Source organism: Aeromonas sanarellii, assembly GCF_000820085.1.
In the GTDB taxonomy this organism is placed as follows: Bacteria; Pseudomonadota; Gammaproteobacteria; order Enterobacterales; family Aeromonadaceae; genus Aeromonas; species Aeromonas sanarellii.
The window spans coordinates 83,523-97,461 of record NZ_CDBN01000038.1; the positions used below are offsets into that span (position 1 = coordinate 83,523).

General features: G+C 64.0%; 13 protein-coding genes and 1 tRNA gene. All 14 read left to right on the forward strand.

Translation table 11 applies throughout. The features are described from left to right. Positions 1–41: 41 nt before the first annotated feature. The 14 genes from BN1132_RS07780 (at position 42) to nuoI (ending at position 13,938) form a co-directional block, all read left to right on the forward strand. On the forward strand, positions 42–647 hold the full coding sequence (locus BN1132_RS07780) for a LemA family protein (protein WP_042076550.1): 606 nt from the start codon (positions 42–44) through the stop codon (positions 645–647). After that, positions 644–1,378, forward strand: coding sequence for a TPM domain-containing protein (locus BN1132_RS07785; protein WP_042076553.1), 735 nt, complete (start codon positions 644–646; stop codon positions 1,376–1,378). The genes BN1132_RS07780 and BN1132_RS07785 overlap by 4 nt, the downstream gene beginning before the upstream one ends. A gap of 22 nt (positions 1,379–1,400) precedes the next feature. Further along, the gene (locus BN1132_RS07790; protein ID WP_042076556.1) at positions 1,401–2,018 is read left to right on the forward strand and encodes a TPM domain-containing protein; all 618 of its coding nucleotides are present in this window, start codon (positions 1,401–1,403) and stop codon (positions 2,016–2,018) included. Positions 2,019–2,163: 145 nt separating this feature from the next. After that, positions 2,164–2,251, forward strand: a tRNA-Ser gene (locus BN1132_RS07795). 537 nt (positions 2,252–2,788) lie between these two features. Continuing rightward, entirely contained in the window at positions 2,789–3,547 is a 759-nt protein-coding gene (locus BN1132_RS07800; RefSeq protein WP_042076558.1) for a flagellar motor protein, read from the forward strand. Next, positions 3,522–4,400, forward strand: coding sequence for a flagellar motor protein MotB (locus BN1132_RS07805; protein WP_042076559.1), 879 nt, complete (start codon positions 3,522–3,524; stop codon positions 4,398–4,400). The genes BN1132_RS07800 and BN1132_RS07805 overlap by 26 nt, the downstream gene beginning before the upstream one ends. A 260-nt stretch (positions 4,401–4,660) precedes the next feature. Next, positions 4,661–5,065 (forward strand): NADH-quinone oxidoreductase subunit A, encoded by a 405-nt coding sequence (locus BN1132_RS07810; protein ID WP_042076561.1) that lies wholly within the window; start codon positions 4,661–4,663, stop codon positions 5,063–5,065. A 29-nt stretch (positions 5,066–5,094) separates the two neighbouring features. Next, the gene (locus BN1132_RS07815) at positions 5,095–5,769 is read left to right on the forward strand and encodes a NuoB/complex I 20 kDa subunit family protein (protein WP_042076564.1); all 675 of its coding nucleotides are present in this window, start codon (positions 5,095–5,097) and stop codon (positions 5,767–5,769) included. Between the two features lie 2 nt (positions 5,770–5,771). After that, a complete protein-coding gene (gene nuoC / locus BN1132_RS07820; protein ID WP_042076566.1) occupies positions 5,772–7,577 on the forward strand; it encodes an NADH-quinone oxidoreductase subunit C/D in 1,806 nt (601 codons plus the stop codon). Positions 7,578–7,649: 72 nt separating this feature from the next. Continuing rightward, on the forward strand, positions 7,650–8,189 hold the full coding sequence (gene nuoE / locus BN1132_RS07825) for an NADH-quinone oxidoreductase subunit NuoE (RefSeq protein WP_084202673.1): 540 nt from the start codon (positions 7,650–7,652) through the stop codon (positions 8,187–8,189). Between the two features lie 61 nt (positions 8,190–8,250). After that, entirely contained in the window at positions 8,251–9,636 is a 1,386-nt protein-coding gene (nuoF, locus tag BN1132_RS07830; protein WP_042076653.1) for an NADH-quinone oxidoreductase subunit NuoF, read from the forward strand. A gap of 57 nt (positions 9,637–9,693) precedes the next feature. Beyond that, positions 9,694–12,423 carry an NADH-quinone oxidoreductase subunit NuoG gene (gene nuoG, locus BN1132_RS07835; RefSeq protein WP_042076567.1) on the forward strand — a complete coding sequence of 910 codons (2,730 nt, stop codon included), beginning with the start codon at positions 9,694–9,696 and terminating at the stop codon, positions 12,421–12,423. Then, positions 12,420–13,385 carry an NADH-quinone oxidoreductase subunit NuoH gene (gene nuoH, locus BN1132_RS07840; protein ID WP_042076569.1) on the forward strand — a complete coding sequence of 322 codons (966 nt, stop codon included), beginning with the start codon at positions 12,420–12,422 and terminating at the stop codon, positions 13,383–13,385. Before nuoG ends, nuoH begins: the two co-directional genes overlap by 4 nt. A gap of 10 nt (positions 13,386–13,395) precedes the next feature. Beyond that, a complete protein-coding gene (gene nuoI / locus BN1132_RS07845) occupies positions 13,396–13,938 on the forward strand; it encodes an NADH-quinone oxidoreductase subunit NuoI (protein WP_042076570.1) in 543 nt (180 codons plus the stop codon). Position 13,939 lies beyond the last annotated feature (1 nt).

The following is a 13,939-nucleotide window of genomic DNA, read 5'->3' on the forward strand; positions in this document are numbered from 1 at the left end:
CACAAACTGTTATGGTGAGCCGATATCCGCTAAAAATCTCAATGGAGAACAACAAGATGGCCACTTCACTCTGGCAGCGGAGCACCCGCGTCCTGCTGACCCTGACCCTGCTGCTGGGCTTGACCGGCTGCGGCGTGAACACCATTCCGACCCTGGACGAGCAGGTCAAGGCGAGCTGGGGCCAGGTGGAGAACCAGTACCAGCGCCGGGCCGACCTCATTCCCAACCTGGTGGCCACCGTCAAGGGGTACGCCAGCCACGAGCAGGAGACCCTGAAGGCGGTGACCGATGCCCGTGCCCGGGTCGGCAGCGTGCAGGTGAGCGACCCTTCCCAGCTCAAGGCGTTCGAGGCCGCCCAGGATCAGCTCTCCAGCGCCCTCTCCCGCCTGATGGTGGTGGTCGAGCGCTACCCGGATCTGAAGGCCGATCAGCAATTCCTCACCCTGCAGGCCCAGTTGGAGGGTACCGAGAACCGCATCGCGGTGGCCAGGCGGGACTACATAGAAGCGGTGCGCCAGTTCAATACCGAGATCCGCACCTTCCCCGGGGTCATCTGGTCCAAGCTGCTCTACTCGGATCTGGAGGCCAAACCCACGTTCAGCGCCAAACCCGGCACCGATGAGGCGCCCAAGGTCAGCTTCCAATGAACCAGATGAAACGCTGGCTGGCGCTCTGCCTGCTGCTCTTTGCCTCGACACTGCAGGCCGCCCCCGACTTCCCGCCCCTCACCGGGCGAGTGGTGGACGAGGCCAACCTGATGTCCCGCAAGCAGGCCCACCAGCTCACCCAGCAACTGGCCGCCTTCGAGCAGCGCAGCGGCATCCAGCTGGTGGTGGTCTCCATCGACAGCCTGGATGGCGAGACAATAGAGGAGTACGGCTACCAGCTTGGTCGTCACTGGGGGATCGGCCAGAAGGGCAAGGACAACGGCGTCCTGCTGCTCATCGCCCAGGACGAGCGCAAGGTGCGCATCGAGGTGGGGTATGGCCTGGAAGGGGCCCTACCCGATGCCATCGCCGCCAACATCATCCAGACCCGGATCCTGCCGGCCTTCAAGCGCGGCGACATGGTGGCCGGCATCGTCTACGGCAGCCAGGGCATCATGCAGGCCCTGGCCGGGGAGTATCAGCCCGTGGACAACGCCAGCAAGGAGGATAAGCCGGGCGGCCCCTGGCTCTTCATCCTGGTGGTGATTGCGATGATAGTGCTGCACCACCTGCGCGGGGGGGGTGGAGGTGGCGGCCGCGGTCGTCGCCGCGCCGCCTACCTGGCCGGTGGATTCGGTGCCGGCTCCTTTGGCGGCCGCTCTGGCGGTGGTGGCGGTTTCAGTGGCGGCGGCGGCAGTTTTGGCGGCGGCGGTGCCTCCGGCGGTTGGTAATCAGGGAGCAAGAGACAACACAATGATTTCGAAACAGTTTTTCCACACCTTGCAGGCCAGGGTGCGACAGGCAGAGCTCGCCACGGACGCCGAACTGGTCACAGTGCTGGCCCCCGCCAGCGACGGCTATCGCTATATTCCGACCCTGTGGGCCGCCCTGCTGGCCATGCTCACCCCCCTGCTGGTGTTCCAGCTCGGCTTCTGGCTTGGCTGGTACGAGATCCTGCTGGTGCAGTGGTCGGTCTGGCTGCTGCTGAGCCTGCTGTTCCACTGGACCCCCATCAAGATGCGGCTCATTCCCAAGAAGGTGCGTCAGCACCGCGCCGCCCTGATGGCCCGCCTGCAATTCGTCGAACAGGGGCTGCACCGCACCCGCGACCGGCTCGGGGTGCTGATCTTCGTCTCGGTGGCGGAGCACTACGTGGAGATCCTGGTGGATGACGGCATCGCCCAGCACATCGACAACGCCCAGTGGCAGCAGATCATTGACGACTTCGTGGTACGGGTGCGCAACAAGGAGGTCGAGCAGGGTTTCCTCGAATGTGTGGAGCGCACCAGCGCCATCCTGACCGATGCCTTCCCCGCCACCCGGGATCAGAACGAGCTGCCCGACAGCCTGATCATCCTGGATAAACCCTGATCGGGTTTAAAAAACCGGCATTCTGCTCAAGGGATAGGCATTCGATAAAGATGATGAAAAATAAGGGGAAAAATGATTGACCCCAATCCCGCTTTCCCCTACATTACGCCCCGTTCCGGCGCAACGGCGCTGTGAGCGAAAATTTGGTGAGGTGTCCGAGTGGCTGAAGGAGCACGCCTGGAAAGTGTGTATACGGCAACGTATCGAGGGTTCGAATCCCTCCCTCACCGCCAAATAAAGTAAAAGGGCCTGTCGCAAGACAGGCCCTTTTACTTTGTCCGGTGATGGGCGGCTCGGTTCTAACCCTGGTTCGACAAGGGGGCAGGACAGCCCCCTTGGACAGCCGCAGGCTGCCCGCAGGGCGAGCGCCAGGGACGGCGCGAGTCAATCCCGACCCAGCACCAGATTATAAAGAACCGACCTCAGGGTCGGTTTTTTGCTTTCCACACCGGCCTGCCCGCAAATGCCGCAAGGGGAAAGCCAGCCCCCTCATCGGGTGCGGGCAAGGCGACTGGCCTCAAAACGCAGTCCACAACCCCCCTTTCGCTTTCCAGCGCGGCACAAGCCCGCCCTCGCCCCATCGCGCCCGATGGACAAGCCCGTCATCCTCGTTTTCCTGCCCTTATGATCTTCCCGTTCTGGCCGACACAGGGAGGTGTCCCCCTGTCGGTGCAGCCCCCCGGATATTTGCTCACCGATTGGATATCGTTTTGAAAAACTGATAGTTAAATAGCTACACTAGCCACACACATCGCATAGGATATGGACAAATGAGTCTGATTGGTCTGCTGCTGGCCCTGGCTGCCATCCTGGGCGGCAACATCATCGAAGGGGGACATCCCAGCGCCCTGCTCGATCTGCCCGCCTTTCTTATCGTCATCGGCGGGACCGTGGGGGCGGCGCTGACTCAATTCCCCTTCTCGGTCGTCGGCAAAACCTTCAAACGCTTCAAGTGGCTCATCTCTCCCCTGCGCCTCGACATGCTGGAGCAGGCCCAGCTGCTCGAGACCCTCGCGGGCAACGCACGGCGCAGCGGCATGCTGGCGCTGGAGGGGATGATCGACGACATCAAGGATCCCTTCCTGCAGAAGGGGGTCCAGATGATGGTGGATGGTTACGAGAAGACCAAGATCCACGAGGTGCTGGAAAACGAGATCGAGTTCGAGCAGGAAGATCTCGAGCAGACCGTCAAATTCTACGAGGCCATGGGGGGCTACTGCCCGACCATGGGGATCGTCGGGGCCGTGTTCGGCCTCATTCACGCCATGGGGCTGCTGGATGCGCCGGACAAGCTGGGGGGCGCCATTGCGGTGGCCTTCATCGCCACCATCTACGGGGTGGGCGCCGCCAACCTGATCTTCCTGCCCTTTGGCAACCGCTACAAGGGCTTCGCCCACCAGATCCGCCACTACAAGGAGATGACCCTGACCGGCATCCTCTGCATCGTGGACGGCGAGTCACAGCAGCGGCTGCAAGTGACCCTTGAACCCTACCTCGGAGGCCATGGTGGCGAAAAAGAAAAAGGCTGAGGCGCCGGAGAACCATGAGCGCTGGCTGGTCTCCTACGCCGACTTCATGACCCTGCTGTTCGCCCTGTTCGTGGTGCTCTACTCCTTCGCCATGGCCAAGCAGTCGGAGACCCGGGTGCTGATCCAGGGCTTTATCGAATCCCTCGGCAAGATAGGCCTCATCTCCCTGCCCGCGGGCTCCCCCGTGATGCAGGGGGGAACCGGCATCCTGGAGCCCGAGTCCAAGACTACGCCGGGGACCTCCGACAAGGAGAAGGTGCTCGAGACGGAGGCCCCCGCGTCGGCCGCCGATCCCTTCAACGAGACCATAGGCGCGTCCGAGAAACCCAGCGCGACCGAATCCTGGCCGCACAAGACCAAGGAGCAGGACTGGACCACCAGCACCAAGCAGAAGCTGGAGCAGCAGCTAAAGAGCCAGATCGAGTCCAAGGAGATCGAGGTGGAGCAGCTCGGCAGCCAGCTGGTGATCCGCATCGGCGAGAAGACCCTGTTCCCGGCGGATTCGGCCTTCCTGCAGCCCCAGTTCATCCCCCTGGTCAACAAGGTCTCCGACGTGCTGGCGGACATCCCCGGCATGGTGGTGGTCACCGGCCACACCGACAACTCCCAGGCCCCGGTGGAACTCTACCGCAACAACTGGGAGCTCTCGGTGCTGCGGGCCGCCACCATAGTCCACACCCTGCTGACCAACCCCAAGCTCGACTCCCGCCGGGTCATCGCCCAGGGTGTGGCCGACACCCAGCCCCGCTATCCCAACGACACCCCGGCCCACCGCCAGGCCAACCGGCGGGTGGAAATAGTGCTCTCCCAGGGCAAGGCCGCCGAACAGGCGCTTCCCCTCCTCACCCCCTGACAACAGACCCCGCCCTGGCGGGGTCTTTCATTTGCGCTGATTAGTTTATTTTTCAAACGTTCTCGCGATTTCCCGCACCTCATGGTCGTTATTGAAAATGACTCTCAAATGGGAAACTTGACCCCGCTAGCAAAACCAGATTTTCATCTTGGTGATTAATAATTAATCCTTTGAAATGACATGTAAATCAGTACGAAAGTGGCATACTACGTAACACCCTTGTTAAGTCACATGATTAATTTGGTTAGGGAAAAACCTATATGTTTGCTGATATTGCCGTCCAGCATTGGGCTTTTGCTGTCTACATCATTGGCGCCATCTGTATCTGCCTGACCATGATAGGCCTGGCAGCCTTGCTGGGGGGGCGAGCCTATGGTCGAGCCAAGAACAAACCCTTCGAATCCGGGGTGGATTCTGTCGGCAACGCCCGCCTGCGCTTCTCCGCCAAGTTTTATCTGGTCGCCATGTTCTTCGTCATCTTCGATGTCGAGGCGCTCTACCTGTTTGCCTGGTCCGTCTCCGTGCGCGAGAGCGGCTGGGTCGGCTTCATCGAAGCCACCATCTTCATCACCTTGCTGCTGGTAGGCCTCATCTACCTGTGGCGCATCGGCGCCCTCGACTGGGCCCCGAAGAAGCGTGTCCTGACTGACAAGAAACCAGACTGAACTACCGATTATCTCTTTGAGGTTGCACCATGAAGTACACCCTGACCCGGATTGACCCGGATGCGCCCGTCGAGCGCTACCCCCAGGAACAGCGCCAGACCGTCGATGATCCACTGGCGCAGCAAGCGACCCGCGGCATCATGATCGGGCGTCTCGAAGAGGTGCTGCAAGACACCGTCAACTGGGGCCGCAAGAACTCCCTCTGGCCCTACAACTTCGGCATCTCCTGCTGCTATGTGGAGATGTGTACCGCCTTCACCTCCCCCCACGACGTGGCCCGTTTCGGTGCCGAAGTCATTCGCGCCTCGCCCCGTCAGGCGGACTTCATGGTGATCGCCGGTACCCCCTTCATCAAGATGGCCCCCGTCATCCAGCGACTCTATGAGCAGTTGCTCGAACCCAAGTGGGTCATCTCCATGGGAGCATGCGCCAACTCGGGCGGCATGTATGACATCTACTCGGTCGTTCAGGGTGTCGACAAGTTCCTGCCGGTCGACGTCTACATCCCGGGCTGCCCGCCCCGTCCCGAGGCCTTCCTGCAGGCCCTGATGCTGTTGCAGGACTCCATCGGCAAGGAGCGCCGTCCCCTCTCCTGGGTGGTCGGCGATCAGGGGATCTACCGTCCCCAGATGCAGGCCGAGAAGGATCGCAAGCGCGGCGAGCGCATCCAAGTCACCAACCTGCGCACGCCGGATGAGATCTGACCATGAAACTGACTCGAGAATTCCCAAGCAACTACACCATGGCCCAGTGGCAGACCTCAGATCATGGCGATGCCCAGGTGGTCGGCGAGCTGTTCGCCCACTTCGGGGCCGAACGCTTCACCGTGCAGAGCACCCGCACCGGCGTGCCGGTGATCTGGCTCTCCCGCGAGCTGCTGCTGGACGTGATGGGCTTCCTGAAAAAGCTGCCCTCCCCCTTCGTGATGCTGTTTGACTTGAGCGCCACCGACGAGCGAATGCGCAGCCATCGCCACGGCCTGCCGGACAGCGACTTCACCGTCTTCTATCACCTCATCTCCATCGACCGCAACGCCGACGTCATGCTGAAGGTGCCGCTCAAGGAGGGCGATCTGAACCTGCCCACCGTCACGCGCCACTTCCCCAACGCCAACTGGTACGAGCGGGAGGTCTGGGATCTGATGGGCATCACCTTCGAGGGTCACCCCCATCTCACCCGCATCATGATGCCCAAGAGCTGGCAGGGCCACCCGCTGCGCAAGGACTATCCGGCACGGGCTACCGAATTCGACCCCTTCATGCTCGATGCGGTCAAGCAGGATCAGGAGCAGGACAACCTGCTGTTCAAGCCGGAAGAGTGGGGCATGGCCCGGGGCAACGAGAACGAGGACTACATGTTCCTGAACCTCGGCCCTAACCACCCCTCCGCCCACGGCGCCTTCCGCCTGGTGCTGCAGCTCGACGGCGAGGAGATCCGCGACTGCGTGCCCGACATCGGCTACCACCACCGCGGCGCCGAGAAGATGGGCGAGCGCCAGTCCTGGCACAGCTACATCCCCTACACCGACCGGGTCGAGTACCTGGGGGGGGTGATGAACAACCTGCCCTATGTGCTGGCGGTCGAGAAGCTGGCAGGCATCAAGGTGCCGGCCCGGGTCGACATGATCCGGGTCATGATGGCGGAGCTGTTCCGCATCCAGAGCCACTTGCTGTTCCTCGGTACCTACATCCAGGACGTGGGGGCCATGACCCCGGTCTTCTTCACCTTCACCGACCGGCAGAAGATCTACACCATCATCGAGGCCATCACAGGCGCGCGCATGCACCCGGCCTGGTTCCGCATCGGCGGCGTGGCCCACGATCTGCCGGTGGGCTGGGCCCGCCTCATCCAGGACAACCTGCTGAGCTGGCTGCCCAAGCGGCTGATGGAGTATGAGAAGGCGGCCATGCGCAACAGCATACTGCGCGGCCGTACCATAGGCGTCGCCGCCTACAACACGGCCCAGGCGCTGGCCTGGGGCACCACGGGAGGCGGTCTGCGCGCCACCGGCCTCAACTTCGACGTGCGCAAATGGCGCCCGTACTCCGGCTACGATCAGTTCGAGTTCGAGGTGCCGGTGGGCGCCAACGGGGATGCCTACGACCGCGCCACCGTGCGCATCGAGGAGATCCGCCAGAGCCTGCGCATCATAGAGCAGTGCATGAAGAACATGCCGGAAGGGCCGTTCAAGGCGGATCACCCGCTCACCACTCCGCCCCCCAAGGAGCGCACCCTGCAGGACATCGAGACCCTGATCACCCACTTCCTGCAAGTGTCGTGGGGCCCGGTGATGCCGGCCGCCGAGTCCTTCCAGATGATAGAGGCGACCAAGGGGATCAACAGCTATTACCTGACCAGCGACGGCTCCACCATGAGCTACCGGACCCGGATCCGCACCCCGAGCTTCGCCCACCTGCAGCAGATCCCCTCGGTGATCCGCGGCCAGATGGTGTCGGATCTCATCGTCTACCTGGGCAGTATCGATTTCGTTATGTCAGATGTGGATCGTTGAGTCCTCTCGCCCCGACCGACGGGGCGAAGGGCAAGACGCGCAGTAAAGGGAAAAGCCACAAAAGGTCAAGTCATGAGCCAATGTCAGTGTCACAATAACCAGACCCCACAAGGGCAAGGGGCATGCAGCAGCAAACAGGGCGATTTCGTCCTGAGCCAGGCTGAACGCGATGCCATCGAACACGAGAAACACCACTACGAAGATCCCCGTGCCGCCAGCATCGAAGCGCTCAAGATAGTGCAGCAGGCCCGCGGCTGGGTGCCCGACGGCGCCATCCACGCCATCGGTGCCGAACTCGGCATCCCCGCCAGCGACGTGGAAGGGGTCGCCACCTTCTACAGCCAGATCTTCCGCCAGCCGGTGGGTCGCCACATCATCCGCGTCTGCGACAGCATGGTCTGCTATATCAACGGCCACGAGCAGCTGCTGGCCGGTCTGAAAGAGGTCGTCAATCTGGCCCCCGGCCAGACCTCCCCGGACGGCCGTTTCACCCTGCTGCCCGTCTGCTGTCTCGGCAACTGCGACAAGGGGCCGGCCATCATGATCGATGACGACACCTACGGCGGGCTCGACGCCGTCAGCCTGCTCAAGACCCTGGAGGCCTACCCATGAGCCTCTCCCGCAGATCAGATACAAGCGGCCAGTTCAAGACCCTGGAGGGCAATCTATGTCCATGAGCCTGCAACCAAACAAGATCCTCGCCTCCCTCGGCACCGCCAACCGCATCCCTCGCGCCGCCGAGACTCACCCGCTCACCTGGCGCCTGCGGGACGACGGCCAGCCGGTCTGGCTCGAGGAGTATCAGGCCAAGCAGGGCTACGAGGCCGCCCGCAAGGCGCTGGGCCAGATGAGCCCTGACGACATTGTCGGCACCGTCAAGGACGCCGGCCTCAAGGGGCGCGGCGGTGCCGGCTTCTCCACCGGGGTGAAGTGGGGGCTGATGCCCAAGGACGAGAGCATGAACATCCGTTACCTGCTCTGCAACGCCGACGAGATGGAGCCGAACACCTACAAGGATCGGCTGCTGATGGAGCAGCTGCCCCACCTGCTGATCGAGGGGATGATCATCTCGGCACGGGCCCTCAAGGCCTACCGCGGCTACATCTTCCTGCGCGGCGAGTACGTGGATGCCGCCATTCACCTGCGCCGCGCCGTGGAAGAGGCCAAGGCCGCCGGGCTCCTCGGCAAGAACATCCTGGGCTCGGGCTTTGACTTCGAGCTGTTCGTCCACACCGGCGCCGGCCGCTACATCTGCGGCGAAGAGACGGCGCTTATCAACTCCCTGGAAGGACGCCGCGCCAACCCGCGCGCCAAGCCCCCCTTCCCCGCCGTCTCCGGCGTCTGGGGCAAGCCCACCTGCGTCAACAACGTCGAGACCCTGTGCAACGTGCCCGCCATCATCGGCAACGGTGTCGAATGGTACAAGGGACTGGCGCTGCCTGGCTCCGAGGATCACGGCACCAAGCTGATGGGCTTCTCCGGCAAGGTGAACAACCCCGGCCTCTGGGAACTGCCCTTTGGCATCACGGCCCGCGAGCTGTTCGAGCACTATGCCGGCGGCATGAAGCACGGTTATCGCCTGAAAGCCTGGCAGCCTGGCGGCGCCGGTACCGGCTTCCTGCTGCCCGAGCACCTGGATGCCCAGATGTATGCCGGCGGCATCGGCAAGGTCGGCACCCGGATGGGAACGGGCCTCGCCATGGCGGTGGACGACAGCATCAACATGGTGAGCCTCTTGCGCAACATGGAGGAGTTCTTCGCCCGCGAATCCTGCGGCTGGTGCACCCCCTGCCGCGACGGCCTGCCCTGGAGCGTCAAGCTGCTGCGGGCGCTGGAGCGGGGCGAGGGCCAGCCCGAGGATCTCGCCACCCTGGAGCAGCTGGTCAGTTTCCTCGGCCCGGGCAAGACCTTCTGTGCCCATGCTCCCGGCGCCGTCGAGCCCCTTGGCAGTGCGATGAAGTACTTCCGGTCCGAATTCGAGGCCGGGGTCAAGGCGCCCCACGACAATCACAAGCTGTTCAAGGGTATCCAGCCCAACCTGCTGGGCGAGCGCTGGTAAGCGCCAGGACGCATCGGGCAATAGCCGATTTCACAAAACAGGTTTCAGGGAAGTTGTATGGCAACCATTCATGTAGACGGTAAAGAGTACGAGGTAGACGGGGCAGACAACCTGCTGCAAGCCTGTCTGTCGCTGGGTCTGGACGTCCCCTATTTTTGCTGGCACCCGGCGCTGGGTAGCGTCGGTGCCTGCCGCCAGTGCGCGGTCAAACAGTATCAGAATGCCGACGACAAGCGCGGCCGCTTGGTCATGTCCTGCATGACCCCCTCCACCGATGGCACCTATATCTCCATCGAGGACGAAGAGGCGAAGGAGTTTCGCAAGACGGTGGTGGAGTGGCAGATGACCAACCACCCCCACGACTGCCCGGTGTGTGAAGAGGGCGGCGCCTGCCACCTGCAGGACATGACGGTGATGACCGGCCACAACAGCCGCCGCTACCGTTTCACCAAGCGCACCCACCAGAACCAGGATCTGGGCCCCTTCATCAACCACGAGATGAACCGCTGCATCGCCTGCTACCGCTGCGTGCGCTACTACAAGGATTACGCCGGCGGCGAGGATCTCGGGGTCTACGGCGCCCACGACAACGTCTACTTCGGCCGGGTCGAGGATGGCACCCTGGAGAGCGAGTTCTCCGGCAACCTGGTGGAGGTCTGCCCCACCGGCGTCTTCACCGACAAGACCCACTCCGAGCGCTACAACCGCAAGTGGGACATGCAGTTCGCCCCCAGCATCTGCCAGGGGTGCTCGGTCGGCTGCAACATCAGCCCAGGTGAGCGCTACGGCGAGCTGCGCCGCATCGAAAACCGCTTCCACGGCGCCCTCAACCACTACTTCCTGTGCGATCGCGGCCGCTTCGGCTACGGTCACGTCAACCTGGCCGACCGCCCCCGCCAGCCCCTCTTGCAAGATGGCGGCGACAAGCTGGCCATCACGGTGGACGGTGCCCTGAACCGCGCCGCGGACGCCCTGCGCACCGCCTCCGGCGTCATCGGCATCGGCTCGCCCCGGGCGTCGCTTGAGAGCAACTACGCCCTGCGCGAGCTGGTGGGCGCCGCCAACTTCTACTCTGGTGTTGAGCAGAGCGAGTGGGCCTGCCTGCAGAAGATGCTGCAGATCCTGGAGCAGGGCGGTGTGCGCACCCCCAGCCTGCGCGACATGGAGGAGGCCGACGCCGTGCTGGTGCTCGGCGAGGACGTCACCCAGACTGCCGCCCGCATCGCCCTGGCCCTGCGCCAGGCGGTCAAGGGCAAGGGCCGCGAGATCGCCCGCAAGCTGAAGGTGGATCTCTGGCAGGTCGCAGCGGTGCAGACCCTGGCCCAAAACGAGCGCTATCCCCTGCTCATCACCAGCCTGGACGCCACCCGTCTGGACGACGTGGCGAGCGGCACCCTGCACGCCCCTCACGCGGATCAGGCGCGCCTCGGCTTTGCCATCGCGCACCTGCTTGACGGCACCGCCCCGGCGCCGACGGATCTCGCCCCCGAGCAGCAGGCCCTGGCCACCCGCTGGGCCGAACTTCTGGGCAGCGCCAGGAAGCCCCTCATCATCGCAGGCAATGGTGCCCGTTCACTGGCGCTGATCGAGGCGGCCAGCAACATCGCCCGCGCCCTCAAGGGCCGCGGCCAGGCCGTGGAGCTCGCCCTGGTGGCCCAGGAGGCCAACAGCCTGGGGCTGGCTATGCTGGCCCGGGATGCCGCCCCGCTGGAAAGCGCCCTCGAGCGTATCGAAGGGGAGGAGCAGCTCGCCCTGGTGGTGCTTGAGAACGATCTCTACCGCCGTGCGCCGCGCAGCCGGGTGGATGCCGCCCTCGAACGCCTGCAGCACCTGCTGCTGGTGGACCACCAGGACACCCAGACCGCCAAGAAGGCGAGCCTGGTGCTGCCCGCCGCCAGCTTCGCCGAAGGCGACGGGACGCTTATCAACATGGAAGGCCGCGCTCAGCGCTTCTTCCAGGTCTATTCCCCCGCCTTCTACGACGCCGACATCCAGGTGCGCGAGGGCTGGCGCTGGCTGGCCGCCCTGCAGGGGACGCTGGCGCGCAAGCCCCTGCGCTGGAGCACCTTCGACGACGTGAGCGCCGAGTGCGCCGCCAGCACCCCGCAGCTCAGCACCATGCGCGAGCCTGCTCCCAACGCCGGCCTGCGCATCCGCGGCATGAAGCTCGCCCGCGAGCCGCACCGCTACAGCGGCCGCACCTCCATGCTGGCGGATCAGAACGTGAGCGAGCCCCGGGTGGCGCAGGATCCCGACTCCCCGTTCGCCTTCTCCATGGAAGGCTACGCCGGTGCCCGCCAGCCTCTCTCCCAGGTGCCATTCGCCTGGGCACCGGGCTGGAACTCGCCCTCCGCCTGGAACAAGTTCCAGGACGAGGTGGGTGGCAACCTGCGCGCCGGGGATCCCGGCCGTCGCCTGCTGGAGCCGGGCGAGGATAGCCTCGGCTGGTTCGATGTCATCCCCGCCCCCTTCCACGCCCAGGCAGCCCTGCAGGTGGTGAGTTACGATCAGCTGTTCGGCGGCGAAGAGCTCTCCGCCCGCAGTCCGGTCATCCAGGCCCGCATGGGCGAGCCCGCCCTGGTGCTGAACCCGGCCGACGCGGCGCGTCTGGCCCTGGGCGCCGGCAGCCAGGTCGCCTTCTCCTGGGGTGGCAACCACTGGCGCCTGGCCCTGCGCCTGAGCGACAAGCTGGCCCAGGGTCTGGTGGGGCTGCCGCTCGGCGTCAACGGTCTGCCGACCGCGCTGCACCACGCCCTTCTCGATAACCTGCAGGAGGTGATCGCATGAGCGATGCGCTGATTGATCTGTTGCTGGAAATCGGCAAGGCCCTGATCGTGCTGGTGGGGATAGTGGGGGCCGGTGCCTTCATGAGCTTCATCGAGCGCCGTCTGCTGGCACTCTGGCAGGATCGTTACGGCCCCAACCGGGTTGGCCCCTTCGGTCTGCTGCAGCTGGCGGCCGACATGGTCAAGATGTTCTTCAAGGAAGACTGGATCCCGCCGTTCGCGGATCGCCGGATCTTCGTGCTGGCCCCCATCATCGCCTTCACCGCCTTCATCCTGGCGTTTGCGGTGGTGCCCATCACCCCCACCTGGGGCGTGGCGGATCTCAACGTGGGCCTGCTCTACATCCTGGCCATCGCGGGGCTGGCGGTCTACGCCGTGCTGTTCGCCGGCTGGTCGAGCAACAACAAGTACTCATTGCTCGGCAGCCTGCGCGCCTCCGCCCAGACCCTCTCCTACGAGGTGTTCCTGGGACTGTCGCTCATGGGCATCGTCATCCAGACCGGCAGCTTCAACCTGCGTGACATCGTCGAGGCCCAGGCCGGCATGTGGAACGTGATCCCCCAGATCCTGGGCTTCGTCACCTTCCTGTTCGCCGGGGTCGCCGTCACCCACCGCCACCCGTTCGATCAGCCGGAAGCCGAGCAGGAGCTCGCCGACGGCTATCACATCGAGTACGCGGGCATGAAGTGGGGTCTCTTCTTCGTGGGCGAGTACATCGGCATCGTGCTCATCTCCTCCCTCATCGTGACCCTCTTCTTCGGTGGCTGGCACGGCCCCTGGCTGCCGCCCTTCATCTGGTTCGCCCTGAAAACCGCCTGTTTCATGGTGTTCTTCATCCTGCTGCGGGCCTCCCTGCCCCGCCCGCGCTTCGACCAGGTGATGTCCTTTGGCTGGAAAGTGTGCCTGCCCCTGACCCTGCTCAACATGCTGGTCACAGGCGCAGTCGTGCTGCTGAACATGTAATGAGGCACCAATGAAAATTACGAGCATTATCAAGGGTGTCGGCACCCAGTTACGCAGCCTGGGGATGGTATTCTCCCATGCCTGGCGCCCTCGCGAGACCCTGAGCTACCCGGAACAGCCGGTCTATGCCGCCCCGCGTTTTCGCGGCCGCATCGTGCTGACCCGGGATCCTGACGGCGACGAGCGCTGCGTGGCGTGCAACCTGTGCGCCGTCGCCTGCCCGGTCGGCTGCATCTCCCTGCAGAAGGCGGAGCGGGAAGACGGCCGCTGGTATCCGGAGTTCTTTCGCATCAACTTCTCCCGCTGCATCTTCTGCGGCCTGTGCGAGGAGGCCTGCCCCACCACCGCCATCCAGCTGACGCCGGATTTCGAGATGGGGGAGTATCGCCGCCAGGATCTGGTGTACGAGAAGGAAGATCTGCTGATCAGCGGCCCCGGCAAGTACCCGGACTACAACTTCTACCGCATGAGCGGGATGGCCATCGACGGCAAGCCGAAAGGGGATGCCGAGAACGAAGCCAAGCCCATCGATGTCAAGAGCCTGCTGCCCTAGG